This is a genomic window from Pedobacter sp. B4419, from assembly GCF_059693725.1.
This window is the reverse complement of the sequence record NZ_JCASSL010000002.1, coordinates 2,418,712-2,443,961: the sequence shown is the minus strand read 5'-3', so window position 1 is coordinate 2,443,961 and position 25,250 is coordinate 2,418,712. Positions and strand designations below refer to the sequence as shown.

The following is a 25,250-nucleotide window of genomic DNA, read 5'->3' as shown; positions in this document are numbered from 1 at the left end:
CTTAAATACTGAAACCCTTCACCTCAAAACACTATGCAAGACAAAATAAGAATGGGTATGATTGGTGGCGGACGCAAAGCCTTTATTGGCGCAGTTCACCGCATGTCGGCCCAATTAGATGGATTAATAGAATTAAGTTGCGGGGCTTTAAGCTCCGATCCTAAAGTAGCGCTTGAATCTGGCAAAGACCTAATGTTGCCTGCCAACAGGATTTACGAAAGCTACCAGGAGATGATCACCAAAGAAAAGCAATTGCCCGAAAACGAGCGGATGCACTTTGTAAGCATTGTTACCCCAAACAACGTGCATTTTGAACCTGCAATGCTGGCCCTCGAAAATGGTTTCCACGTAGTAATAGACAAACCCATTACCCTCACCTTAACAGAAGCCAAAGCCCTTAAACAGAAAGCCGACGAAACCGGACTTTTTGTTTGTTTAACCCATACCTATGCAGGTTATCCGATGGTCAAACAGGCTAAGCAAATGATTAAAGATGGACAGTTGGGCGAAATCAGGAAAGTTTGCGTAGAATATCCGCAAGGTTGGTTAAGTCAACCTGCTGCTGGTGATAACAAACAGGCCGCTTGGCGTGCCGATCCTGCCAAAAGCGGCATTAGTGGCTGCATGGCCGATGTAGGTACACATGCTGCCCATTTGGCCGAATATATTTCTGGACTGCAGGTTACAAAAATCTGTGCCGATTTAAATATTGTAGTAAACGGCCGTGCCTTAGACGATGACGGGAACGTACTGCTCAAATTTAACAATGGGGCAAACGGGACTTTAATGGCTTCGCAAATTGCAGCTGGTGAAGAAAATGCCTTGAAAATTAAAATCTACGGCGAAAAAGGCGGGATGGAATGGCACCAAATGGATCCGAATAATCTCCTAGTAAAATGGCTGGATCAGCCGATGCAGGTTTACCGCACAGGCAATGCCTATGTAAGTGAAATTGCCAAATTCAATACCAGAACTCCATCGGGACACCCAGAAGGCTATCTGGAAGCTTTTGCCAATATTTATAAAAACTTTGCTTTGGCTTTGACAGCCAGACTTGATGGCGAGACCCCTACTCCATTTATGCTTGATTTCCCAAATGCCAATGATGGCGTAAGAGGAATGGCCTTTATAGAAAATGTAGTGGCCTCGAGCAAATCAGACCAAAAATGGTACGATTTTAAAATTTAAAACAAATGACAACGATACAAGGACCAGCCATATTTTTAGCCCAATTTATTGGAGATGAAGCCCCATTCAACTCGCTTGACGGCATTTGTAAATGGGCCGCTGATTTGGGCTTTAAAGGTATCCAAATTCCTACCCTCGATGCTCGGTTTATCGATTTAAAGCTAGCAGCCGAAAGCAAAACCTATGCGGATGAACTGAAGGCTAAAGTAGCTTCTTATGGCTTGGCCATTACCGAGCTTTCTACGCATTTGCAGGGGCAATTGGTGGCGGTAAATCCGGCCTATGATCAATTGTTCGATGCGTTTGCGGCACCAGAAGTAAAAAACAATCCGAAAGCTAGAACCGAATGGGCTGTACAGCAATTAAAATACGCGGCCAAGGCTTCCCAAAACTTAGGATTAAATGCCCATGCTACTTTTAGTGGCTCCCTGCTTTGGCATACCTTCCACCCTTGGCCACAACGCCCAGAGGGTTTGGTTGAAGATGGATTTAAGGAATTAGCCAAACGTTGGTTGCCTATCCTTAACGAATTTGACAATTGTGGCGTAGATGTTTGCTACGAGATCCATCCAGGCGAAGATCTTTTTGATGGCGAAACCTATGAAATGTTCTTGGACAAAGTGAACCACCATCCAAGGGCATGCCTGTTATATGATCCATCGCACTTTGTGTTGCAGCAATTAGACTATATCCAATACATCGATTTTTACCACGAACGCATCAAGGCTTTCCACGTAAAAGATGCCGAGTTTAATCCTACTGGCAAACAGGGCACTTTTGGAGGTTACCAAAGCTGGGCTAACCGCGCAGGCCGCTATCGTTCGCCAGGCGATGGGCAAGTCGATTTCAAACGGATCTTCAGCAAGTTGACCCAATACGATTTTAAAGGCTGGGCAGTAATGGAATGGGAATGCTGCATTAAAGATTCTGAAACCGGTGCCAGAGAAGGAGCCGAGTTCATTAAAAAACATATTATTCCGGTAACCACTAAAGCATTTGATGATTTTGCGGCTTCGGGCGGAGATACCGGTTTCAACCAAAAAATATTAGGCATTTAAACAAAATCAATACACGTACACCAATGAAACTTTCACAGCAAACACTTTTATTTTTAAGCGGACTGGCATTATTTCTTGCATCCTGCGGCGGTTCCAGTCCGGACGAATCTTCAACGGCCAATACCGAAACGCCGCCTCCCGCAGCAGCCAAACCGGCCATGGAGCCCGGCGAACTGCTGATCGTCAAGTCGGACTGCATCGGCTGCCACCACAAGGAAGACAAGCTGATCGGACCCGCCTACCGGGAAATCGCAGCCAAATATCCAAATACGCCGGAAACCGTTGCCGCACTGGCAGGAAAGATCATGAAGGGAAGCAAGGGCACCTGGGGAGCGGTCCCGATGACCCCGCATCCAAAAATCGGCAGCGACGATGCGCAGCTGATGGTAAAATATATCTTATCGCTCAAAAAATAACATCCCCTAAAAACTTAAGCTATGGATAAGGAAAAAAAAGAACCGGAAGTACAAAGCAGACGCAGCTTCATCAAGGCGGGAGCGATAGCCGCCGCTGCATTCACGATCGTTCCGCGCCACGTATTGGGCGGCAGGGGCTTTCTCGCCCCCAGCGACAGGCTATTGGTGGCGGGCGTAGGCGTGGGCGGCAAGGGCCAGAGCGACATCGCGGCATTCGCAGCCAGCGGCAAGGCCGACATCGCCTTTCTGTGCGACGTGGACGACCGCCGGGCAGCCAGGAGCGTGAAGGACTTCCCTAAGGCAAAATACTACCGCGACTGGCGCGAAATGTACGACAGGGAGCATAAGAACTTCGATGCGGTTTCGGTATCTACCCCGGACCACAACCATGCCGTACAGACCCTGGCTGCCATGCAGCTGGGCAAGCACGTGTACGTCCAGAAGCCTCTGACCCACGACATCTACGAGGCGCGTGCACTGACCGCAGCGGCAAAGAAATACAGGGTGGTAACCCAGATGGGCAACCAGGGCGCATCAAACGACGGTCCGCGCCAGATGAAGGAATGGTACGATGCGGGCCTCATCGGCGACGTGCATACCGTCTACGCCTGGACGGACAGGCCGGTTTGGCCGCAGGGCATTGCCTGGTCTGCCAACAGAGCCGAAGTGCCAAAAGAGCTGGACTGGGACCTGTGGCTGGGAACGGCTCCATACAAGGACTATGTAGACAAACTGGTGCCTTTTAACTGGCGCGGCTGGTGGGATTATGGAACCGGTGCGCTGGGCGATATGGGCTGCCACCTGCTTGAAGCTCCATTTAGTGTATTGAACCTCAGATACGCCACCGAGGTACAGGCCAGTGTGGGCTCTGTCTATGTTGACGAATTCAAACGTGGCTACTTCCCCGAAAGTTGCCCTCCATCGAGCCATGTTACCCTCAAATTTCCCAAAACCACCAAGACCAAAGGCGATGTAACCGTACATTGGATGGACGGTGGCATCCAGCCGGAAAGGCCGGAAGAGCTCCAGGCCAGCGAAACCTTTGGCGACGGAGGCAACGGAACACTGTTTATCGGTACCAAGGGAAAAATGATGGCCAGCACCTATAGCGCCAATCCGCGTTTGTTGCCTTTGTCTAAAAATGCCGACATCAGGGTGGCGCCAAAGTTTGCCCGTGTACCCAACCAGGCCAACGGCCACTATGCCCAATGGGTGGAAGCCGCCATTGCCGGCTATGGCAAAAACGAGGTCAGCTCGCCGTTTGAGATTGCAGGCCCGCTGACCGAAGCTTTATTGATGGCGAATTTGGCCATCAGGGGTGCCGATATCCAGAGAAAAGGTGCCGACGGCAAAATCAGCTATCCGGGCAGGTACACCAAATTGCTTTGGGACAACGACCAGATGAAGGTGACCAATTTCGACGAGGTGAACCAGTTCGTAAAAAGGGAATACCGCAAGGGCTGGACCCTTGGCGCTTAACGAGATTAAAAAAGCTATATTAAAAATATTATAATGAAAAAGTATTTATTATCAGCTGCCGTTTTATTGGCGATGGGCTTTGGTGTGGCTGCACAGACCGCCAAGGTGCCCAAGGGTTTTAAATTGTTGTTTGATGGCAAATCTGTTGCCGGCTGGCATTCCTACGGAAAGACTACGGTTGGCCAGGGATGGAAAGTGGAAGATGGTGCCCTGCATCTCGATCCGAAAGCGAAGAACAACGACGGAGGCGATATCGTAACCGATAAAGAGTATTCGAATTTCCATTTGAGCCTCGAATGGAAGGTGGCGCCAAAGGCCAACAGCGGCGTCATTTTCTTTGTGCACGAGGAACTGCCCAAATATGGCCAGACCTACAGCACAGGCCCGGAAATGCAGGTTTTGGACAACGACGGCCATCCAGACGGAAAGATTGCAAAACACCGTGCCGGCGACCTGTACGACCTGGTAAAAAGCTCTTCGGAGCCCGTGAAGCCGGTCGGCGAATGGAACAAGGCCGAGATCATCAGCGACAAAGGCAAGCTGACCTTTATTCTGAACGGCGTGAAGGTTGTAAATACCACTTTATGGGACGACAATTGGAAGGCCCTGATCGCGGGCAGCAAGTTTGCCAAATGGCAGGGCTTCGGCACCTACCAGACCGGGAAGATTGCACTGCAGGACCACGGCGACGAGGTATGGTACAGGAATATCATGATCAAGGAACTATAAAATGGAAGATGTAAGATGGCAAGTGGACAACCTGTCCTCCATCTTACCTATTTCATCTACATTTTACCTAAAAACTAACCAAACTAAACCAAATGAACGCAACTACAAGATTTAAACTATCTTTCATGATGTTCCTGGAATTTTTTATCTGGGGCGCATGGTTTGTAACAATGGGTACCTATCTGGGCAAAAACCTACTATCTGACGATATACAGATCGGCTCGGCCTATAGTACACAATCACTTGGAGCCATCATCGCTCCGTTTATTATCGGATTGATCGCCGACAAGTTTTTTGCGGCCCAAAAAGTACTAGGTGTTTTGCACTTGGTAGGCGGTGTGCTGTTATGGCTGGCTGCTACCTCGTTAAATTTCGATAGTTTCTTTCCATTCATTTTAGGCTACATGATCGCCTATATGCCAACCTTGGCCCTGGTTAATTCTATTTCGTTCAAACAAATGAAAGATCCGGGAAAAGAATTTCCTTCGATCCGTGTTTTCGGAACCATAGGCTGGATTATAGCAGGCTTGGCAATCGGCTGGCTAAACTGGGAAAAAGACGGCAACCTGATCCTCACTTTTAAAATGGCCTCGGTAGCCTCGATCATTTTAGGTCTATTCAGTTTTCTGTTGCCTAATACGCCTCCCGCCAAAAAGAATGAAAAAACTACATTTGGCGAAATCATTGGTTTAGATGCCATCGGCCTATTAAAAAACAAATCCTACCTGCTGTTCTTTCTAGCCTCGGTAGCTATTTGTATCCCTTTGGCTTTCTATTACAATTTTACAAATCCATTCTTAAACGAAGTAGGCATGAAGTCGGCCGCTGGAGTACAGTCGCTAGGCCAGGTTTCAGAAACTGTATTCATGATTCTAATGCCGTTGTTCTTCGTAAGGCTGGGCGTTAAAAAAATGTTGGCTATTGGCATGATTGCCTGGGTAATCCGATACCTTTTCTTCTCCTTTGGCAATGCCGACGCCAATTATTGGATGTTGATTGCGGGCATTGTACTGCATGGGATCTGCTACGATTTCTTTTTCGTTACCGGACAGATCTATACCGATAAGCTTGCCGGCGAGAAATTCAAAAGCGCTGCACAAGGATTTATCACCTTGGCTACCTATGGTGTAGGTATGCTAGCTGGTTCGTTTATTTCAGGCATTATTGCCAACAAATATGCGATTGCTGGTGGAGGCCACAATTGGTATGATATTTGGATTATCCCTGCTGGTATTGCCTTTGTGGTTTTTCTATTGTTTATTCTATTATTTAGCGATAAAAACAAAGACGTAACCGAAGCCAAAAATTAAACTTGATACTACCCGTACATATGAATTCTAGAAGATCTTTTATTAAACAAACCGGTTTGCTGCTAGCAGGAGCAAGCCTATTGCCTTCTTTGCCGTCGTTTGCTTTTGCACCAGGCAAAAGAGTGGCAGGACTACAGCTTTACTCGCTTAGAGATTTATTGCCGAAAGACGTGAAAGGCGTTATTGCCGCCGTGGCCGATGCCGGTTATGGCGAAGTAGAAACCTATGGCTATACTAAAAAAGATGGTTTTTGGGGCTTAGAGGCCAAGGCCTTCGCCGATTTGCTTAAACAGCACGGCTTAAAAGCACCAAGTGGGCATTATGACATGGATGGCTTTCTTTCAACAGGAAACAGCGATGTGCTAAAAACTTATATCGAAGCTGCAAACATATTGGGTTCTGAATATATAACCATCCCCTCATTAGGTGGTTTCCATGTAAAAGACCTTGATGGCTTTAAAAAAGTAGCTGCCAAATTAAATGAAGCCGGTGCCTTGTGCAAGGCTAACGGACTAAGGTTAGGTTACCATAACCACGATTTCGAGTTCAAGAAATATGGCGAAACCACTGGCTATGAGGTAATGCTTAAAGAAACGGATGCCAAACTGGTAGATTTTGAAATGGACCTGTATTGGGTGGTAAGATCGGGCAATGACCCTTTAAAACTGATTGCCTCACATCCTAAACGTTTTGCCATGTGGCATGTAAAAGACATGGATAAAACCAATCAGGCTTTAAATACCGAAGTGGGTAAAGGTTCTATAGACTTTAAGGCAATTTTTGCACATGCCAAGCAATCTGGTGCCAAACACTTTTTTGTAGAGCACGAAACCAATTATCAGCCTAACGAACTAGCCTCTATTAAAACCAGTTGCGATTATGTAAAGGCCAACCTGCTTTAGCAATAAGCACTTATAAAAGCCCAACTCTTTCTTAAGCCAAGGAGTTGGGCTTTTTTATTAAGAATCTAAGATTGTTCTTCGTTATGTTGTGCCTCGGCTACCAAATCTTTAATGGCCGATTTACGTTTTTTAGGAGCAGGCTCTTTAACAAAATGTGGCACTTCGGTTTCCGCTGCCAACTCCTCATGCTCCTCTCCCACAATGCGGCGTTTTAACGAATCGTAACCGTTGCGTACACCACTGCCTAGGCTTTTGGCACCATCGGTTATTTTTTTACGCGATTCTTCACCACTGGCCGGGGCAAATAAAATACTAATTACTGCACCTGCAGCCAAACCTGCTATTAGCGCTACTGCTACTTGGGCGTTATTATTCGATCTTTGAGCAAAAAGTTTTGCCATTATTTTTCCGTATTTCATAACAAACGTTTTAAAAACAACAACACTATCAATATTTTGTTTAAAATAATTGACATGTTTTTCCGTGGTCTGCGACCCACAGAGCATGAAATTCAGCCATCTAATTCAACTTGGTTGCCAACACGCAGGCTTGCCTAAAGCTTTCTTTTTTGCCATTTAAGGCAAAGGCGTCAAACTGCACCACATAAATCCCAACATTGCTTTTTTGTCCGGCGTCGTTCATTCCATCCCATACAAAACTGCCGTTAGTAGCCATACTGGTATTTCTTTCTAGTTTGCGCACCAGTATTCCTTTATCAGAATAGATATTTATATTGGCCAAATTGCCATTGCTCACAAAGCGATAATCAATCTGGAGCTGGTCTTCAAAACCGTCGCCATCTGGCGAAAATGTTTTGCTGCCTAGGCTTACGCTATTTTTGGCCATATTGATGTCCTCTTGTTGCGAATTGGCATAAGTAGGCGTAGCAAAACCAACACTTGCCGCCGCAGATTTAAAATTGCCGGCTTCATTGGCAGGTTTGCTCAACGAAACCCGTTCTAACGAAACTCCATCCGCATTGCGCAATAAAGCCAGGTGCATATCTTCGTTATAAGCCAAGCTATCTATTGTCCGTTGCGCACTGAGCAAAATTACCGTACCCTTATCGTTATTAAAAGCTGGCAGGCTTGCCATCGATACAAACTGATCTGGAAAATTCACCTGATATTGCGCTTTAACGGCATTTGGATTAGTAGTGAGTACCCAATAGCTCTTGGCAGGCATGAGAAATGAAGCGTTGCTTACGTTCCTAATGCTGGCAGGCTTGCCATTTGCATCGATATTAGCCAATTGAAGGTTCTTCAAATCCAAAAGCTGATTGCTGGCATTATAAATCTCTACAAAATCGACTCCCCCGCTTTTGGGATTAGCCAAAACCTCGCTGATTAAAATATCGCCCCTTTGCAGATCATAGGGCTTTACGTAAATAAAATTGGCCTTATGTTAGCCGCAATTATATTTCCCTTGAGGTCTTTTACATTGACAACTGTTAAAACATAGTTCCCTGTTGGCAATGCCTGATTGTAGGTTAATTGATAGACATTGGACAAAGCTGTAGCCTTAACCGCCGTCGGAACTCCAACATTAGCAATCGAATAATTATTGATCTCCAAGGCCGAACTTGCATTTAAGCGTTCAGAAAAAACCGCTTCTACAGTCTGATCATCAATGGCTTTGGCACTGAGCAAGGCTGGTGGCGTGGTATCGGGCACTAGTTCGCTGATGCTGAAATCGTCGAAAATGAAACCTTCAGATCTTGTGGCGGTATATCTGCATGAAACTCCAAACCAATCTGTACTGATGAAAGTATGATCCGTAACGCTGCCTTCTAAGCTATAATTCGTTCCACCGGTAATATCCGTAAATAACTCCCAATGCCCTTCATCAGTTCGGGTTATTTTTATTCTGGCCATAAGCTTATTTACATCGCTCCGCGTTTTGGCAGGGCCATCTATAATTTTGCTTACCGTGGTTCCGGTTTGTCTGTACAAATCGTAGCTGTCTGCATTGCCGTTTTCGCCAATCTGTAGAAAGTAGCCGTTTAAAGGGCGACTGAAGTCTTGCTGATCAGCTACTAAATAAATTTTTGCCTGGTTGGCCACCGAAGGATCAAAGTTCAGTTGCACAAAGAATTCCCACTTGACGTTCGCCCCCAGCAAATTAGGCACAGATAGCATAACCGTTTGTGCACTAGCACTTAAGGAAGTTTGCAATTGCTTTTCGGCATTCACCTTAAAAGCTGTAGAGCTGCCGTTCCATGTGGGATTGGCGCTAAAGTTTCCGTCAGAAAAATCGTCGAGAACCTGGCCGAATGCAAGTTTAGCACTCAGCATCATAAAAAAGAGCAAAGTTTTTCTCATATTTGGTAGATATTAGAAATCAATTAAATATAATTAAAAAAAATGAAAGTTGCAGTAGTAGGTGCCACAGGATTAGTGGGCACTGTTATGTTAAAAGTATTGGAGGAAAGAAACTTCCCGTTAACCGAATTAATCCCAGTTGCTTCAGAGAAGAGCGTTGGTAAGTTAATTACGTTTAAGGGTAAGCAGTATCCAATCGTTAGCATGGATACTGCAATTGGCATGCGCCCGGCTATCGCTTTGTTCTCAGCAGGTGGAAGCACTTCGCTAGAGCATGCGCCACGTTTTAAAGAGGCGGGCACAACCGTAATTGATAACTCATCAGCTTGGCGCATGGATCCAGCCATCAGATTGGTGGTTCCAGAAGTAAATGCCAACATTTTGTCTATCGACGACAAAATCATTGCCAACCCTAATTGTTCGACCATCCAAATGGTAGTGGCCTTAAAACCATTGCATGATAAATATAAAATCAAAAGAGTAGTGGTATCAACCTATCAGTCGGTTACAGGAACCGGTGTTAAAGCGGTTGACCAGATGATGAACGAGCGAAAAGGTATCCACGATGGCCCTATGGCTTATGCCTATCAAATCGATTTAAATGTGATCCCTCAAATTGATGTATTTACCGAAAACGGCTATACCAAAGAGGAAATGAAAATGATTAACGAAACCCGTAAAATTATGGGCGACGATAACATTCGTTTAACAGCGACTACCGTGCGTATTCCGGTAATGGGCGGGCACTCTGAGTCGGTAAACATCGAATTCGAAAATGAGTTCGACGTAGCCGAAGTGGTTGCGCTATTGGAAAAAACAGAAGGCATCATCGTTGTTGATGATATTGCCAACCTTAAATATCCAATGCCAAAAGATGCACATGAAAAAGACGAAGTATTTGTAGGCCGTATCCGCAGAGACGAATCAATGCCAAATACCCTAAACATGTGGATCGTTGCCGATAACTTGCGCAAAGGCGCCGCTACCAATGCGGTACAGATTGCCGAGTACCTGGTAAAAAAAGAACTGATCTAATTTTTTAAGTTGAAATAGAAAAAGTGATGTTCAGGCATCACTTTTTTTGTTTCGCCACGTTTTGTAATCACGATCAAGCCCAGCCTTGTATGAAAATTTTAAAATCACTTGCCTTTTTATTGCTGCTCTGCACGCAAACCATTTTCGCCCAAAACACAGCCACAAAGCTAGAACAGGCCTATGCCAATTTGGTGAACGATGAGCAGGCCAAATATGCCATTACCTCGCTCTGCGTATTGGATGCCCAAACCGGAAAGGTAATTTTTGCCAAGAACGAAAACATTGGATTGGCTACGGCTTCTACCCTTAAAACCATTACTTCGGCAACGGCATTTAGCGTGCTAGGTAAAGACTTCAAGTTTCAGACTACTTTGGCTTATACAGGAAAAATCACTACCGATGGCACTTTACAAGGCGATTTGATCATCATCGGCAGTGGCGACCCGACCTTGGGCTCATGGCGCTATGAACAGAGCAAAGAAAATGTAGTACTTAACCAATGGGTAACCGCCATCAGAAATGCAGGCATCAAGAAAATAGAAGGTTCGGTAATTGGCGACGACAGTTTATTCGGCACCCAATCGATGCCCGAAGGCTGGATTTGGCAAGATATGGGCAATTACTACGGTGCCGGCACATCGGCATTGGCTTGGCGCGAAAATCAATTCGATATCCATTTGAAACCAGGTTTTGGCACTGGCAGCGAAGTTAAAGTACTGGAAATGGTACCCACGATGCCTTATATAAAAGTTATTAACGAATTAAAAACGGGTTCGAACGGCTCGGGCGATAATGCCTATGCTTTTTTGCCACCTTACAGCTATACTGCTTATTTGCGCGGAACCTGGGGCCAAGGCATCAGCAAAGCTGGAATTTCTTTGGCTTTGCCCGACCCTGCCTTTGATGCAGCATTTCGTTTGCAGGATACTTTGGCAAGGCTAAATATTAGCAGTTCAAAAGAGGCAAGTACCGCACGTAGGCTTGGCTTGGAAGGAAAAACCATTGCACCTATCACCCAAAAACTGGCGACCATTAGTTCTCCGGAACTGAGCGAAATTGTGTACTGGTTCAATAAAAAGAGCATTAACTTGTATGGCGAACAACTGTTAAAAACCATCGCCTGGAAACTGGGCAAAACGCCCACCACCAGAAACGGAGCGGCTTCGGTGATCAGCTTTTGGGCAGCCAAAGGCATTGATCGAAACGCCTTGAATATTTTGGATGGCAGCGGACTCTCTCCCGGCACCAGGGTTACCACCGCGGCCATGGCCAGCGTCCTATTTCAGGCTCAAAAAGAAGATTGGTTTAATGCCTACTACAATTCATTGCCCGAATACAATGGCATGAAGATTAAAAGTGGCACCATTAACGACGTTTCGGCTTATGCGGGTTACTATACGGACAAGAATGGCAATAAATACATTGCCGTGATCAACATCAATAACTACAATGGTTCGGGCATTAGCAAGAAGCTGTTTAAAGTGCTGGATGCGCTTAAATAAGTCTGAAGTCAGTAGTCAATAGTCCATAGTCGATGGTTTAGTGTGAATCATCATTGCACAAAAGACTTCGTCATTGCGAGACCGATATTTCATCGGGAAAAGCAATCTCTTTCGATAGTTTTTTACACCATGCGTCATCCCAGATTTGATCCGGGATCTACCTCGAGAGAGATCCTGATTCGTTCAGCATTTTATTGTTTGTAAAGCCAACACGGTATTTCATTTGACTGTTAGTCCCGCTTTTTGCTAAAGCTTTTCGCTTCGCTCAAAACTATCGCTGTCAATCGGGTTTAGCAACAAACGGTTCTTGCTGCTAGGTTTGGTTGCACTGGCCAAGGTAAAATAGTCCGACTTTACGCTCTATCTTTTTTGCCAATCAAGGCAAAAAAGATAGAGCGTAAAGTCGGACTTCCTTAAGCCTCTTGCAGAAAACTTGCGCTCCAAAACATGATTAGCTAGAGTTTCAGCAATTCAACAATAAGCTTATGAACCAATAGTTCAAATATTTCTTATCTTGAAAATCCATAACAAAAACAACGCTTTTATATGCAGTTCGAACTTCGACCCTTTCAGCTTAGCGATTTGCCCAGTTTGGTAAAATATGCCAACAATTACAACATCGCCAAAAACCTGAGCAATAAATTTCCTTTTCCCTATACACAAGATGATGGTGTAGCTTTTATCAACCTAGCCTTATCAGCCACGCCCCAAGAGATTTTTGCCATTGTGGTTAACGGTGAGGTTGCGGGCTCTATCGGAGTACATCCACAACAGGATTTCTACTGCAAAAATGCCGAAATGGGTTATTGGATTGCCGAAGACTATTGGGGCAAGGGCATTGTTCCGGAAGCTGTAAAACTAATGTTGAGCTATGGCTTTAAAACCTTTGACATTACCCGCATATTTGCGCGTACTTTCGACACCAACATGAAATCGCAACGCGTATTGGAAAAAGCAGGCTTTAAATTGGAAGCAGAGCTGGCAGGTACTTTTTACAAAAACGGAACTGTTTACGACGAACTGATCTATGCCGTGAGAAAACCTTCGGGCTTGTAAGCATTGTGCTACTTTGGCTGTAACTATCCAAGCGAGCTGGTGTCTTAAATGCAAATTCCTTAACAATGGCTAATCCCTTCAAAAACGGTATACTTATTTTTCTAATTACTTTGTTAACAGTTGCCCAAGCAGCTGCCCAAAAAAGCAAAGCCGCACAAATTGAAGATTACCTCAGTAAAGCGCATCAGTCTGGCCTATTTAATGGCAATGTATTAATTGCAGACCAGAACAAGGTGGTTTTAAAAAAGGCCATTGGTTATGCCGATGCTTCAAAGCAAACACAGCTTACCACAGTCTATCGTTTCCATATTGGCTCTATAGCTAAAGAATTTGATGCGGTGGGTATCATGATGCTTCAAGAACAAGGCAAGTTGAACCTGACTGATAAAGTATCGAAGTTTTTTCCAGACCTACCATCTTGGGCACAAAAAGTCAGCATCAAAAACCTATTGCAATATACCAGCGGCTTACCCGATATTAAATGGAGCACCGTACATAGCGATGCCGATAACTGGAAAGACCTACAGGCACTGCAACAACTAGATTTCGAGCCGAGGAGCACTTACGCCTATAACAACAACAATACGTACATGCGCAGACGGGTGATTGAAAAAGTATCGGGTTTAAGCTTCAATGATTTCGTAGTACAAAAAATATTTAAAAAGGCGAACATTAAAAACGGCCTCATAGATCCAAACGATCAAGTTCCCTTAATGGCAAAATCATTTAACAATGCCTTTAAACAAGATGGCTTAGAAGTACCTATTTCTGGCTGGGCTTGCCTAAATTTGGATGATTTTTATACCTGGATGCAAGCCATCAATAACTTCAGCATCATCAATCCTGCTTCAACACGCGAAATCATTACCCCTTTTGGCGAAAACCAACAAGCAGGCTTGGGTGGCGGAATTATGAAAGACAATCGTGTAATTACCCACGTACACGATGGAACCGCAATGAATTATCAGGCCTTAGCCCTAACAGATACCAACAAAGGAAGGACGATTATCTTGTTAAGCAATCATAAACAAGGCAATAACTATGAAATTGCCGAAGCAATAGCAGCAATTTTAGACAACAAGCCTTACGTCCCTCTACAAAAGGGCAACTAAAAAATACCCGCTTTTCTAGTGTGAATGTTTTTAGGTAGATTAGTTATCACATGTAACTCTTAAACCTTAAAGAACAAACAGCTATGGATAAGAATCCATCCCTCATTCTCAAAGCCGGCCTATTGGTAGGCACATTGGATATTTTGGCAGCTCTTATTAATTTCTATATCCAAACAGGAAGAAATGTAGGCATTGCCCTTAAATACATTGCCAGCGCAGTATTTGGCAAAGAAGCCATGGGCGGAGGCAACGACATGATCGTTTATGGGCTGCTGTTGCATTATCTCATTGCTTTTGCCTTTACCATGTTATTTGCGATCATCCATCCTAAATTGTGGCAATGGTTTAAAAGTACGCCTCTTATTGCCCTTTTATATGGCATTTTTGTTTGGGCGGTGATGAATCTTCTTGTCGTGCCCAATTCTAAAGCGCCCCAGGGCCCGTTCTCCTGGTCATCGGCATTGCTCAACTGTTCAATCCTGATTGTTTGCATTGGCTTGCCCCTAGCCTATCTTTTTCGCAAAAACCATGTAGCTAATTCCCTTAAAAATTAATAAATTGCGATTTCATTCCATTCATTTTTAATCTTTTCATGAAACGAAGCCTATCTTTTATTCTGTTCCTATTTTTTAGCTTTCAAGTTTTTGCCCAGGCCGTTGACAATGGTGGTTCAGCCACAAGCAGTACCGACAATAGCGTTCCTAACGAGACCGAATCTATTGCCAATAGCGAAATTGCCATTATTCCAGAACCGGTAAGTATTATTAAGCAGGCCGGCCATTTTGTATTGCCAGCAAACATTGTTATACAAGTACACAAATCGCCTGAGCTGAAACAAACCGTGGCTTTTTTGCAAGAACGTTTGTCTACTCCTACTGGCTATTATGTAAGCACCGTGAGCACGGCTACCGCAGCCGCAACCATTAAGCTGATCATTAACGAAACCAACGAAGCTACCTTAGGGATTGAAGGCTACCGCTTAACCGTAGGCCAAAAACAGATCACCATCAGGGCCAATAAACCTGCAGGGCTGTTTTATGGCGTACAAACCCTATTGCAATTGTTGCCAAAAGAAATCGAGAGCAAAGAAGAAGTGAAAGGCGTAAAATGGACCATGCCTTGTGCAGAGATTACCGATTATCCGCGTTTAGGCTGGAGGGGATTAATGTTTGATGTTGCCCGTCATTTCTTTACCAAACAAGAGGTAAAGCAGTATATAGATGCCATGGTGCGTTACAAATACAATGTGTTACACTTGCACCTTACGGATGATGAGGGCTGGAGAATTGAAATTAAAGGCCTACCCAAATTAACCGAAGTGGGTGCCTGGAATGTGAAACGTGTAGGTTCTTTTGGCGATTTTATTCCGCCAACGGCAGATGAGCCACGCAATTATGGTGGTTTTTATACCCAAGACGACATTAAGGAATTGGTAGCCTATGCCCAAGAACGTTTTGTGAATATTTTGCCAGAGATCGATGTACCTGGACATAGCTTAGCCGCCATTGCTTCTTACCCAGATTTATCGTGCACGCCAGAGGCCGTAAATTATAAAGTACGCAGCGGCGAGAAAATCATGGACTGGAGCCGTGGTGCACCACCAATTGCAATGGTAGACAATACCCTTTGCCCAGCTAACGAGAAAGTTTATGTTTTCTTGGATACCGTAATTACCCAAATTGCCAAGTTGTTTCCATTCGAGTATATCCACATGGGTGGCGATGAAGCTCCACATAACTACTGGGAAAAGAACGACCAGATTAAAGAGCTGATGAAACGCGAAGGCTTGAAAACAATCCCAGAGGTACAGGGCTATTTCGAGCGCAGGCTTGAAAAGATTGTCCAATCGAAAGGCAAAAAATTTATGGCTTGGGATGAAGTTCTAGAAGGTGGCGTTTCTCCAAGTGCGGCTGTAATGAGCTGGAGAAATATGAAATACGGCACCGAAGCGGCTAAAGCCGGTCATGAGGTAGTAATGAGCCCAACCCAATATGCCTATATCGATTACATGCAGGCCGATGCCATTACAGAGCCTCGAGTTTACGCTTCGCTGCGCTTAAGCAAATCCTACGAATTTGACCCTGTTCCAGAAGGCGTAAACCCTATCTACATTAAAGGCGGACAAGCTAATTTATGGACCGAACAAGTGTTCAACATCCGTCAGGCCGAATACATGACTTGGCCACGTGGTTTTGCCATTGCCGAATCGGTATGGTCGCCAAAGGAGAAAAAAAACTGGCCTAATTTCTTTGCCCGCACCGAACAGCATTTTAAACGTTTAGATGTAGCCGAAACCAAGTATGCACCGAGCGTTTACGATCCGATATTTGCCGTAAGAAGAAGTGCCGACCGCAACCTGTTGGTAACTTTAAGCACCGAGGTAGAAGGTTTGGACATGTATTACAGTTTCGACAATTCATTCCCTGATCGTTTTTATCCAAAATATACTGCACCGTTGGTACCTCCTGTTGATGCCAAGATGTTGAAAGTAATTACTTACAGGGGCAAAACTCCGGTTGGCCGTATGATGAACATGCCAATTGAAGAACTGGAAAAAAGAGCGGGAAAAAGATAACTCGAACTAATCATCAATGCTATGATGACTTATAAATTCAAATTCTTACTTGCCTTATTGATCCCATTGGGCATAACTTCCTTACATGCGCAAAATACTCAGGTAAAGCTGATTAAAAATGCAAAGGCAAAAAAGATAGACGTATTTATAGGTAATCAACTTTTTACTAGCTTTTTATATCCCGATAGCATAGAAAAACCTGTGCTGTATCCGGTTTATACCAGCAATAAAACCGAGGTGACGCGTGGTTTCCCACTTCATCCAAAGTCTGGAGATCCCACAGATCATCCTCATCATATTGGGATTTGGTTTAACTTCGAAAATGTAAATGGCCTCGATTTTTGGAACAACTCCTATGCCATTCCCAAAGAAAAGAAGAGCCAATATGGCTGGATAAAAACCGACCGCATAGTTGAAGCCTCAAGCGGACCGAAAGGCACATTAAGATACCATGCCAATTGGACCAACCAAAAAGAAGAGGTTTTGATCGAAGAAAATACCCGCCTAACGTTTAGCGGGTCGGGCAACAACCGCATTATTGATCGTTTTACTATCTTAAAGGCCAATACCGACATTACCTTTACAGACGCTAAAGACGGCTTTTTAGGCATGCGATTAGCCCATGAACTACAGATACCGAGCAAGGAGGACCAGAAGTATATTGACGACAAAGGCAATGTAACTTTGGTAAAAGGGGGCATGGATAAAGTAGCCAATGGCAATTATTTAACCAGCGAGGGCAAAACTGGGGATCAAGCCTGGGGTACGCGCGCATCTTGGTGCAAAGTATATGGAAAAATGGGCACCGACTCGGTAAGCATTACCATTATCGACCATCCAAAAAATATAAATTATCCTACCTACTGGCACGCCAGAGGCTATGGTTTATTTGCAGCCAATCCACTTGGCGAAAAAATCTTTTCTAACGGCAAGAGCTCAACAAACCTGCAATTAAAAAAAGGCGAAACAATCACGTTCAGGTATCGCATGGTCCTAAATGCCGGCACTACTTCTATCAATCCTCAACAAATCGAGGTACTTGCTGCAGATTTTGCCCGATTATACTAAAATCAAACTGGGTTTCACTTTTACAAATTAGGAATATATTTTAAATCAGCCTGTTAAGCCGTTTGTTATATCAAATATTTTGTTTAATTTAACATAAGCTTTAAAAGGAGGTTTATTATGAACGTTATCCAAAAAGTTGAGCATTGGGGCGATGCCCATCACGCAAAATGGCTAGATGTAGTCCGCATCGTTTTAGGTCTCATCATCTTTAGCAAAGGTATAGCACTGATCAGTGATACCGGCCAGCAACAAGAACTCTTATTAAAAAACAATGTATTCGGATTTTCAGAAATGATGTCGAGCGTTGCCATTCACCTAGTGGCCTTTGCACATTTGGTGGGTGGAATTCTGATTACCATTGGTTTGGTTACACGTTTCGCCGTAGTGATCCAAATCCCGATTTTAATCTGTGCGATCCTATTTGTAAATATTTCAAATGGTTTCTCGGCACTTAATTCAGAGCTTTGGCTATCGCTAATTGTGCTTTGCCTCTTGGTGCTATTTTGGGTAATTGGTTCCGGCCCTTTCTCTGTCGACCAGCAAATCCGAAAGAAAAAATCTTAATATAGCCTTCTTATTTTACTGGCTGATCTACTTCTTTAATTGGGTCCTGTATTCTGATGGCCTCATGCCTTTGATTTCTTTAAAGAACTTATTAAAGTTAGTAAGGTTATTGTAGCCACTTGAAAAACAAACGTCTGCAATAGAAAGATCTGCGTTCTGCAGCAGTTTACAGGCATGCCCTATTCTGATCTCGTTAATAAACTGCGTTAGCGATTTTTGCGACCGACCCTTAAAAAACCTGCAAAAGGAATTGGTAGTCATATTGCAAAGGTCTGCCACTTCCTTTAAATGGATATCCCGCTGGAAGTTTTGCATCAAAAACTGGTATACCTTGTTGATCCTATTGTTGTCCTTCTCATCGTACTGGTTTTTAAACGTAACGCTGGCCAAATACTGGTAATCGTTAGATTTTGATAAGATTTCGATGATCTTAAGGATAGATATAATCCGCTCAAAACCACTTTGGGCTGGTATTTCCATTAAAAGAGACTTCACCTTTTGATTGGTTTGTCCATTAAACATCAATCCTCTGCAAGACCTTTCTATCAGATCCTGTGTTTGGGCCAAGGTATTTTGGTCATCGGTTAGCCCCATCAAAAAATCATGGGGGAAATAAATTACGGTAGACTTCACGTTATTATTTTCCTGATCGAGATAGCTCCTGTCGTTTTGCCAAATATGTGGCAGGTTCGGCCCCATGAGCACCAGGTCATTGTCTTCAAAATTGCCGACATGGTCGCCTACTATGCGTTTACCAGAGCTTTTCTCAATCCACACCAATTCGCACAAATCGTGAAAATGAAAAGAAGAGATCAAACTATGGGTATCGAGTTGTTTGATCCTTATGTTTTTATGGCCAGCCAGGTCCACTTTAATCAGTTCAGGCCTCATCGTTAATTGACATTATTTTAACATAAACAAAACTAAATTAATCATTTTCTCAATAAATAGCTATAAAGAGGTAAAATAGTTTAAGGTTTTACAAATTTAGTTTTACAAACAAGCTTCCTTTCCACATTAAATTTACAACACCCAACAAATAGGTCAAGTATCCCCTTCTGTTTGTGGGCACAGATATAAGCCGAAAACTTAGCCGCATCAAACGGTAAAACCATTTAGTGCAAGCCTCTAAAACCAAAAAACCTAAACCACTCAGTACCATTTATTTATATACTGAGCTATAAAACATTTCCAAGGGCGGTCAACCTGAGGGAATTTAATATGTGTATTTAACCAAATAAACCATCTATGAAAAAAACACTTTTACTATTTATCATTTCGCTGTTCTCCTTATTTGCTTTGGCCCAAAACAAAAAGCAAATCAAGGGAACCGTAAAAAGCAGTGAAAAAAAACTGCTTGAGGGCGTAAACATTGGAGTTATTGGCCAAAACATAGGAACCACGACGGATGTTTCTGGTAATTTCTCCCTCGAAGTGCCTAATCCCTCCAGTGCAAAACTTAGGATAAGCTTTGTAGGCTTTAAAACTTTGGAAGTTGCTGTGGGCGACTCGACTTTCCTCAACATCGTGCTAAATGAAGACGACAAAACTGCGCTGAATGAGGTTGTTGTAGTAGGATTTGGTACAACAAGTATCAGGAAGAATACTACTTCTGTAAGCACTTTAAACACCGAAGCCATTAAAAACGTTCCTGTTGGGGATATGGGATCGGCTTTGCAAGGCAGGCTTCCTGGCGTGATCGTGCAACAAGGTTCTGCAGAACCTGGACAAAATGGGGCCAGTATTTCTATTCGTGGCAATGGAGAGCCATTGTACATTATCGATGGTTTCGTTTCTAACCGTCAGCGGTTTTTAACCTTAAACAAAACCGACATCAAATCGCTAACCATTTTGAAAGATGCCGCCTCTACGGCAGTTTATGGAATGAACGCCGGTAATGGCGTAGTGGTGATTACCACCAAACAGGGAGAGGCGGGGCAATTAAGTGTAGAGTACCAAGGCAATTATGCCTTCAATACTCCTTCATACGTTCCGCAGCGTATGAATGCATTTGAGTATGCAACTGCATTAAACAACCTTTATCAGGCTTTAGGGCAAGGCGTTAATGCTTTTAAAACCCCAACGGAAATGGATCAGATCAATCAAAATCTGTCCAGCTATACCAATTGGGAAAAGACATTGTTGCGCAATTATGCCCCTCAGAAAGAGCATACCGTTTCGATAAACGGCGGTACCGAACGCTTAAAGTTTTTTGGCAGCTTGAACACCCTGGGACAGGAAGGAATTATGAAGTTTAATTCCCTAGATTACAACAGGTATAACTACCGCTCTAATGTGAGCAGTTATTTTGATAAGATAGGCTTAACGGTAGAATTGAACGTCAATGGTACTATATTGGACGAAAAATATCCTCCTGCCAGTGCCTATACAATCTATTCGCGTTTAAGAGACCGTAATCCTTTCGAAAAACCATTTACCTCTAGCGGGAACATTTCTAATCAGTTCGATAATCCGGTTCTTCAGCTGATGAGCCCAGGCTATATTAAACTCAGAACGGTTTATAACCAATTGGCGGGTGCATTAAATTGGAAAGTGCCTGGAGTAGAGGGCTTAACTTTTGGGTTTAACGGAAACTATAATGTAAACACCCAAGACCGCGTAGACTGGATACAGACGGCTACTTATTACGATGAGCAGGGCAATGCCACTAAAGAAGATCCGGCGAATATTGGGATCAGCCGTTCGTCGTTCATGACAAGCCAATATGACTTTAACTTTAGGGCAGATTATAAAAAGACCCTTTTCGAAAAACATAACATAGAGGCTACTTTGGTCCATACCAGACAGCATTTTTACAACAACACGCTAACTGCAGGTTCAAGAGGCTTCAATACTACAGAAATCCATCAGATTCAAAAGGGAGATGCGACATTGATCACGGCTTCGAACACGGAGGGCGAGCAGGCTTGGATGGGTTATGTGGGTCGTTTCCACTATGATTATAACCGTAAATACATGCTTGAGTTTGCCGGCCGCTATGATGGCTCAGACAATTTTCCCGATGGCAAAAGATGGGGCTTCTTCCCTTCTGTATCGGCAGGATGGGCCGTTTCTGAAGAGAAATTTTTCGAAGGCATCAAAGACAAAAAAGTATTCAATTACCTTAAAATCAGGGCTTCGTATGGACAAATCGGCGTAAACAACATCGACCACTGGTTATATGCCTATCTGCCAACTTACAACTATAACTCTAATGCTTATGTAGTAGATGGCAAGTTGCAAAACAGCGTAACCCCAGGCCCAACCCCAAGCGTAAACATTACCTGGTTCGACCGTACCAAATACGATGCCGGTATTGATTTCTTCCTATTCAACAATAAGCTAGAAGGCTCTTTTGATTACTTTTTCGAAACCACTAAAGGATTTTTATCTGCTGATAAATTCCGTTATACCGATCCTATCGGCTATGAGCTTCCACTTATTGTATCAAAAGCCGAAGACAGAATAGAAGGCTTAGATGGCTCGCTAAAATACAATACGAAGATTGGAAGAGTGAATTTTAATGCAGGCTTCAACTTTACTTATTACAGGTCGATTGCCTTTAGAACAAATGAGGATAGCGTTACATTGGCAAACCCTCGCTTGCGTGCCCAAGGCAACGAGAAATTTTATGTAGGTACGGGTTATATCGGTGCTAAATTTTATACCAATCCGCAAGATATCTTGAACAATCCAAAACGTGTTACTTCTCGAGATCTTAGACCTGGTGATTTGCAATACCAAGATGTAAATGGAGATGGAAAGATAGATGGTCAGGATCAGGCGAGATTTGGGCACAATACTTCTCCAACTTTTGTATTTGGCATTGACATTGGCGCCAGCTATAAGGGAGCAGCTATTGCCGCAACCATACAAGGCACTGGCGCTAGGCAAACCTACATGAGCAATGTAGCCATGGGTTCGGAAGGGGAAAGAAGGTTGGATTTTGCTTTCCAAAACGATAACTGGTCGCCAAGCAACCCTAACGCCACGATGCCAAGACCAGGCAACGCTTCCTTAAACGACAATAACAATTATGCTTCGTCTGATTTTTGGGCACGCAAATCGAATTACATCCGACTAAAATCTGTAACCCTATCCTACGACTTTAAGTATGCGATACTCGACAAACAAAACTGGCTGCGCAACCTTACCGTGTTTGTAGCAGGCGTTAACCTGTTTGCCGTTGGTCCATCTGTAAAATATGGCGATCCTGAGGCCAACAACTTCGATGGCTATTCTTATCCAATGATGAGAACATATTCTGCAGGCTTTCAATTAGGTTTTTAAATATTAGATAAAAATGAAAAAATATAAATTAATTTGGATTTTGGGCTTGATAGCCTTCGGTCTTTCTTCTTGTAAAAAGTTTCTAGATACCAAGCCATACGACAAAATAACTGGCGAGCAAACCTGGAGCAGCGAAAACCTAACAACCGCATTTATTTACCAGATCTATGCAGATGTATTAGCCGATGGCTCATGGTTGGCGGCCTATGCCCACAATAATTCTGCCCGTGCAGAAAGCGTAACCAAAAATGCCATGGCAGGCACCTTGAACGGCCCTTATTGGTCAAAAGATCGCGCAGAACTAATGACCAAAAACGACAATTATGGCTGGTTAAATTATGGTTTGCTTTGGAGAATACATACGGCGATCAAAAATATCCAAGCAAGCGCCACATTTTCAGAAGCCTATAAAAAACGTTCATTGGGAGAGCTCTATTTTTTAAGGGCTGCACATTATTTTATCTATGCGAAGCAATTTGGCGGCTTACAAATTATTGACCGCGAGCTTGATCCAAATGAAAATTTACAGATCCCTAGAAAATCAATAAAAGAGACTTACGATTTTATCCTGGCCGATTTGGATAAAGCAGTGGCGGCGCTTCCGGCAACGGCCGAAAGAGGCAGAGCATCTTCTAATGCAGCGAATGCGCTTATCATGCGGGTAGCTTTACAGGCCGCGGCCTATGTTGATGGTGGTACAGCAGGCAGCACCTATTATGATAAAACAATCGCATCTGGCACTGCCCTTGGCTTGAATGCTGCCGGATCGCAGCTCAGTCCTTATGCAGATATGTTTAGAAAATATGAAACTGCAATCGCAACCAAAGAGAACATCTTAACCAGAGAGCGTTCTAAAACCAATACTTCGCTTTACGATATCCCAATGCAATACCAAGGCTTATGGGCCAACGGCAAGTTCTCTGATTATGCAAAGCAGAATTTCCCAATCAATGTAACCATGAACTTTTGGGGAATGGACGGTGGCGCCTGGCCAACTCAAGACTTAGTAGATGATTACCTGGTTAAAGATGTAGATGGCAGCATTAAATTTTGGCAAAACGCATCCTATGTAACCACAGGCGCTGATGTAGATGAAAAAATGTATTTCAGCACGACCAAGAAGAGAGATCTTAGATTCTATGCCTCCATTTTATACGATGGTTGCATGTATTTTAACAATCAGGCCCGCGTGTTTTTTAGGAGAGACGGTAATGTGAGCAATGCAAACAGTAAAATTAATGAGGGATCATTTGCCGAATACGGCTACAACGCCGGCAATACCGAAAACTATAATTCTTCTACTGGTTATGCCATGCTTAAATATAATTACGACCATGTAATCAGCTTACCAAATCCTTCAGACCAAAAACTGGATTACTCTTTTTCTGTATTGCGCTATGGAGAAGCTTATTTGAACATGGCTGAAGCTTATTTAATGAAAGGAGATTATGAAAATGCAAAAAGATACATGATCCCAACCATGGTTAAACATGCCGGTTTTGACGAAAGCCAAGTCATCAGCTACTTAGCGCCTTTATCTGGAAATGTATGGGGCAACTCTTTATTCGAAGCTTACAAGAGAGAAAGAAACGTAGAAATGGTGTATGAAAACAATGATCGCTACTGGTCTCTCTTACGTTGGGGCATGAGAACTTCAGGTGGCGTTAAAAATGGAGAATTTGCCACAAGTGGCTATGTCATTCCCGATTTACAGGGTACCCTTCGTGGCATACGCATTTCGCGTGATGGCAAAACCTATACCTTTTTTACAGACAACAACGTGGTTGGCGAAGCAAGATTTACGGCCAAACGTTACCTGTTACCTATTAATGAAGCCTTCCGCTTAAGATCTGGCATTAACCAGAACCCAGGTTGGGATTGATTTTACTACTAATTTGAATAGAAATGAAAAACATGATAAAACCACTGCTTAATATCTTTTTATTTGGACTGATCTTCTCGCTCTCGGGCTGTTTAAAGAAAGGATTAGACAAGCTGAATAATTCGAGCCTAAAAGTAATGTCGACGGTTGACTATACTTACAGATTTTTATATACCGATACCATTCAAAAAGGCACGCCCAAACAAGAGATCCAAAAAGATCGCGTTTGCGAAGTATTGTTAAAGAAACAAACGGTAGCCATTAAAGAAAATGGACTGGATGGATTCCAAACCACCTTGTCTTATGATGCCAATTCGGTATTGAAAGCTGGACCAACAGGTTCTGTAACCAAGGCAATGCTCTATGCCCAATTTGATAAACTGATAAAAGTAGACCAATTGAACAAATTATGGGTTTACGTAACCGTTTCAGATGTGGCCACGGTAAGTCCTGTAGGTGACGCACCTAAATTGGGCAGTCCTGGAGATTTTTCGAAGGACCGCATTTACCAGGTAAAAGCATCTGACGGCTCTACCAAGGATTACTTAATCAGAACAATAAAAGGCTTTTAGATTTAGTTTAGTTTAAAAAGGAGAGGCTTGGTCATGAAAATGATCAAGCTTTCTTGTTTATAGGACTGTGCTAAAATCGTTAGAACCAATTTTAGACCCTGATTTATCACCTTTAGCCGCTACAAGAAAGTAGCAATAAACAAAAAGGCCAACTTATTTAGCTGGCCTTCATGTATCAGTTGAATTAATTT

The 25,250-nt window shown here is 43.5% G+C and carries 22 protein-coding genes; 18 read left to right on the top strand and 4 right to left on the bottom strand.

The features are described from left to right. Window positions 1-33: 33 nt before the first annotated feature. The 7 genes from AC570H_RS22110 to AC570H_RS22080 all read left to right on the top strand — a co-directional run bounded on the left by AC570H_RS22110 (window position 34) and on the right by AC570H_RS22080 (window position 7,082). Complete coding sequence (locus AC570H_RS22110; RefSeq protein ID WP_497359052.1) at window positions 34-1,188, top strand: Gfo/Idh/MocA family protein; 1,155 nt, start codon at window positions 34-36, stop codon at window positions 1,186-1,188. A 5-nt stretch (window positions 1,189-1,193) separates the two neighbouring features. After that, the gene (locus AC570H_RS22105; protein WP_497359050.1) at window positions 1,194-2,246 is read left to right on the top strand and encodes a sugar phosphate isomerase/epimerase family protein; all 1,053 of its coding nucleotides are present in this window, start codon (window positions 1,194-1,196) and stop codon (window positions 2,244-2,246) included. A gap of 23 nt (window positions 2,247-2,269) precedes the next feature. Then, complete coding sequence (locus AC570H_RS22100) at window positions 2,270-2,662, top strand: c-type cytochrome (protein ID WP_497359048.1); 393 nt, start codon at window positions 2,270-2,272, stop codon at window positions 2,660-2,662. A 21-nt stretch (window positions 2,663-2,683) separates the two neighbouring features. Further along, the gene (locus AC570H_RS22095) at window positions 2,684-4,141 is read left to right on the top strand and encodes a Gfo/Idh/MocA family protein (RefSeq protein WP_497359046.1); all 1,458 of its coding nucleotides are present in this window, start codon (window positions 2,684-2,686) and stop codon (window positions 4,139-4,141) included. Window positions 4,142-4,174: 33 nt separating this feature from the next. Next, on the top strand, window positions 4,175-4,870 hold the full coding sequence (locus AC570H_RS22090; protein WP_497359044.1) for a 3-keto-disaccharide hydrolase: 696 nt from the start codon (window positions 4,175-4,177) through the stop codon (window positions 4,868-4,870). A 92-nt stretch (window positions 4,871-4,962) separates the two neighbouring features. After that, the gene (locus AC570H_RS22085) at window positions 4,963-6,180 is read left to right on the top strand and encodes a nucleoside permease (protein WP_497359042.1); all 1,218 of its coding nucleotides are present in this window, start codon (window positions 4,963-4,965) and stop codon (window positions 6,178-6,180) included. A gap of 20 nt (window positions 6,181-6,200) precedes the next feature. Beyond that, window positions 6,201-7,082, top strand: a complete 882-nt coding sequence (locus AC570H_RS22080; protein WP_497359040.1) for a sugar phosphate isomerase/epimerase family protein — start codon at window positions 6,201-6,203, stop codon at window positions 7,080-7,082. Window positions 7,083-7,147: 65 nt separating this feature from the next. On the opposite strand, the gene AC570H_RS22075 is transcribed toward AC570H_RS22080, so the two are convergent. The 3 genes from AC570H_RS22075 to AC570H_RS22065 form a co-directional block, all read right to left on the bottom strand. Next, window positions 7,148-7,501, bottom strand: a complete 354-nt coding sequence (locus tag AC570H_RS22075) for a YtxH domain-containing protein (RefSeq protein WP_497359038.1) — start codon at window positions 7,499-7,501, stop codon at window positions 7,148-7,150. Window positions 7,502-7,601: 100 nt separating this feature from the next. Then, window positions 7,602-8,435: a lamin tail domain-containing protein gene (locus tag AC570H_RS22070; protein WP_497359194.1), complete on the bottom strand. Its 834-nt coding sequence runs from the start codon at window positions 8,433-8,435 to the stop codon at window positions 7,602-7,604. A gap of 26 nt (window positions 8,436-8,461) precedes the next feature. Continuing rightward, the gene (locus tag AC570H_RS22065; RefSeq protein ID WP_497359036.1) at window positions 8,462-9,403 is read right to left on the bottom strand and encodes a hypothetical protein; all 942 of its coding nucleotides are present in this window, start codon (window positions 9,401-9,403) and stop codon (window positions 8,462-8,464) included. Window positions 9,404-9,445: 42 nt separating this feature from the next. Between AC570H_RS22065 and AC570H_RS22060 the strand changes: the two genes are divergently transcribed. The 8 genes from AC570H_RS22060 to AC570H_RS22025 all read left to right on the top strand — a co-directional run bounded on the left by AC570H_RS22060 (window position 9,446) and on the right by AC570H_RS22025 (window position 18,315). After that, window positions 9,446-10,438 carry an aspartate-semialdehyde dehydrogenase gene (locus tag AC570H_RS22060; RefSeq protein ID WP_497359034.1) on the top strand — a complete coding sequence of 331 codons (993 nt, stop codon included), beginning with the start codon at window positions 9,446-9,448 and terminating at the stop codon, window positions 10,436-10,438. Window positions 10,439-10,527: 89 nt separating this feature from the next. Continuing rightward, on the top strand, window positions 10,528-11,940 hold the full coding sequence (gene dacB, locus AC570H_RS22055; protein ID WP_497359032.1) for a D-alanyl-D-alanine carboxypeptidase/D-alanyl-D-alanine endopeptidase: 1,413 nt from the start codon (window positions 10,528-10,530) through the stop codon (window positions 11,938-11,940). Window positions 11,941-12,486: 546 nt separating this feature from the next. Further along, window positions 12,487-12,996: a GNAT family N-acetyltransferase gene (locus AC570H_RS22050; RefSeq protein WP_497359030.1), complete on the top strand. Its 510-nt coding sequence runs from the start codon at window positions 12,487-12,489 to the stop codon at window positions 12,994-12,996. A gap of 65 nt (window positions 12,997-13,061) precedes the next feature. Beyond that, on the top strand, window positions 13,062-14,108 hold the full coding sequence (locus AC570H_RS22045) for a serine hydrolase domain-containing protein (protein WP_497359028.1): 1,047 nt from the start codon (window positions 13,062-13,064) through the stop codon (window positions 14,106-14,108). 83 nt (window positions 14,109-14,191) lie between these two features. Then, complete coding sequence (locus tag AC570H_RS22040) at window positions 14,192-14,662, top strand: hypothetical protein (protein WP_497359026.1); 471 nt, start codon at window positions 14,192-14,194, stop codon at window positions 14,660-14,662. 38 nt (window positions 14,663-14,700) lie between these two features. Further along, window positions 14,701-16,683, top strand: coding sequence for a beta-N-acetylhexosaminidase (locus AC570H_RS22035; RefSeq protein ID WP_497359024.1), 1,983 nt, complete (start codon window positions 14,701-14,703; stop codon window positions 16,681-16,683). A 21-nt stretch (window positions 16,684-16,704) separates the two neighbouring features. Then, window positions 16,705-17,751, top strand: a complete 1,047-nt coding sequence (locus AC570H_RS22030) for a DUF6807 domain-containing protein (protein ID WP_497359022.1) — start codon at window positions 16,705-16,707, stop codon at window positions 17,749-17,751. 117 nt (window positions 17,752-17,868) lie between these two features. After that, complete coding sequence (locus AC570H_RS22025) at window positions 17,869-18,315, top strand: DoxX family protein (RefSeq protein ID WP_497359020.1); 447 nt, start codon at window positions 17,869-17,871, stop codon at window positions 18,313-18,315. A 27-nt stretch (window positions 18,316-18,342) separates the two neighbouring features. On the opposite strand, the gene AC570H_RS22020 is transcribed toward AC570H_RS22025, so the two are convergent. After that, entirely contained in the window at window positions 18,343-19,206 is an 864-nt protein-coding gene (locus tag AC570H_RS22020; RefSeq protein WP_497359018.1) for an AraC family transcriptional regulator, read from the bottom strand. A 357-nt stretch (window positions 19,207-19,563) separates the two neighbouring features. Between AC570H_RS22020 and AC570H_RS22015 the strand changes: the two genes are divergently transcribed. Genes AC570H_RS22015 through AC570H_RS22005 form a run of 3 tightly spaced genes read left to right on the top strand, consistent with a single transcriptional unit; the run spans window position 19,564 to window position 25,059 of the window. Continuing rightward, the gene (locus AC570H_RS22015) at window positions 19,564-22,605 is read left to right on the top strand and encodes a SusC/RagA family TonB-linked outer membrane protein (protein WP_497359016.1); all 3,042 of its coding nucleotides are present in this window, start codon (window positions 19,564-19,566) and stop codon (window positions 22,603-22,605) included. Window positions 22,606-22,618: 13 nt separating this feature from the next. After that, window positions 22,619-24,487, top strand: a complete 1,869-nt coding sequence (locus AC570H_RS22010) for a RagB/SusD family nutrient uptake outer membrane protein (protein WP_497359014.1) — start codon at window positions 22,619-22,621, stop codon at window positions 24,485-24,487. 23 nt (window positions 24,488-24,510) lie between these two features. Next, window positions 24,511-25,059 (top strand): DUF5018-related domain-containing protein, encoded by a 549-nt coding sequence (locus AC570H_RS22005; protein ID WP_497359012.1) that lies wholly within the window; start codon window positions 24,511-24,513, stop codon window positions 25,057-25,059. Window positions 25,060-25,250: the final 191 nt, after the last annotated feature.

Bases quoted from the DNA above. Each gene is read 5' to 3' on its own strand.
- AC570H_RS22085 (WP_497359042.1), top strand. From the start codon at position 4,963: ATGAACGCAACTACAAGATTTAAACTATCTTTCATGATGTTCCTGGAA.
- AC570H_RS22050 (WP_497359030.1), top strand. From the start codon at position 12,487: ATGCAGTTCGAACTTCGACCCTTTCAGCTTAGCGATTTGCCCAGTTTG.
- AC570H_RS22025 (WP_497359020.1), top strand. From the start codon at position 17,869: ATGAACGTTATCCAAAAAGTTGAGCATTGGGGCGATGCCCATCACGCA.
- AC570H_RS22005 (WP_497359012.1), top strand. From the start codon at position 24,511: ATGAAAAACATGATAAAACCACTGCTTAATATCTTTTTATTTGGACTG.
- AC570H_RS22045 (WP_497359028.1), top strand. From the start codon at position 13,062: ATGGCTAATCCCTTCAAAAACGGTATACTTATTTTTCTAATTACTTTG.
- AC570H_RS22030 (WP_497359022.1), top strand. From the start codon at position 16,705: ATGATGACTTATAAATTCAAATTCTTACTTGCCTTATTGATCCCATTG.
- dacB (WP_497359032.1), top strand. From the start codon at position 10,528: ATGAAAATTTTAAAATCACTTGCCTTTTTATTGCTGCTCTGCACGCAA.
- AC570H_RS22110 (WP_497359052.1), top strand. From the start codon at position 34: ATGCAAGACAAAATAAGAATGGGTATGATTGGTGGCGGACGCAAAGCC.
- AC570H_RS22075 (WP_497359038.1), bottom strand. From the start codon at position 7,501: ATGAAATACGGAAAAATAATGGCAAAACTTTTTGCTCAAAGATCGAAT.
- AC570H_RS22020 (WP_497359018.1), bottom strand. From the start codon at position 19,206: ATGAGGCCTGAACTGATTAAAGTGGACCTGGCTGGCCATAAAAACATA.
- AC570H_RS22100 (WP_497359048.1), top strand. From the start codon at position 2,270: ATGAAACTTTCACAGCAAACACTTTTATTTTTAAGCGGACTGGCATTA.
- AC570H_RS22105 (WP_497359050.1), top strand. From the start codon at position 1,194: ATGACAACGATACAAGGACCAGCCATATTTTTAGCCCAATTTATTGGA.
- AC570H_RS22080 (WP_497359040.1), top strand. From the start codon at position 6,201: ATGAATTCTAGAAGATCTTTTATTAAACAAACCGGTTTGCTGCTAGCA.
- AC570H_RS22010 (WP_497359014.1), top strand. From the start codon at position 22,619: ATGAAAAAATATAAATTAATTTGGATTTTGGGCTTGATAGCCTTCGGT.
- AC570H_RS22060 (WP_497359034.1), top strand. From the start codon at position 9,446: ATGAAAGTTGCAGTAGTAGGTGCCACAGGATTAGTGGGCACTGTTATG.
- AC570H_RS22090 (WP_497359044.1), top strand. From the start codon at position 4,175: ATGAAAAAGTATTTATTATCAGCTGCCGTTTTATTGGCGATGGGCTTT.
- AC570H_RS22065 (WP_497359036.1), bottom strand. From the start codon at position 9,403: ATGAGAAAAACTTTGCTCTTTTTTATGATGCTGAGTGCTAAACTTGCA.
- AC570H_RS22040 (WP_497359026.1), top strand. From the start codon at position 14,192: ATGGATAAGAATCCATCCCTCATTCTCAAAGCCGGCCTATTGGTAGGC.
- AC570H_RS22015 (WP_497359016.1), top strand. From the start codon at position 19,564: ATGAAAAAAACACTTTTACTATTTATCATTTCGCTGTTCTCCTTATTT.
- AC570H_RS22095 (WP_497359046.1), top strand. From the start codon at position 2,684: ATGGATAAGGAAAAAAAAGAACCGGAAGTACAAAGCAGACGCAGCTTC.
- AC570H_RS22035 (WP_497359024.1), top strand. From the start codon at position 14,701: ATGAAACGAAGCCTATCTTTTATTCTGTTCCTATTTTTTAGCTTTCAA.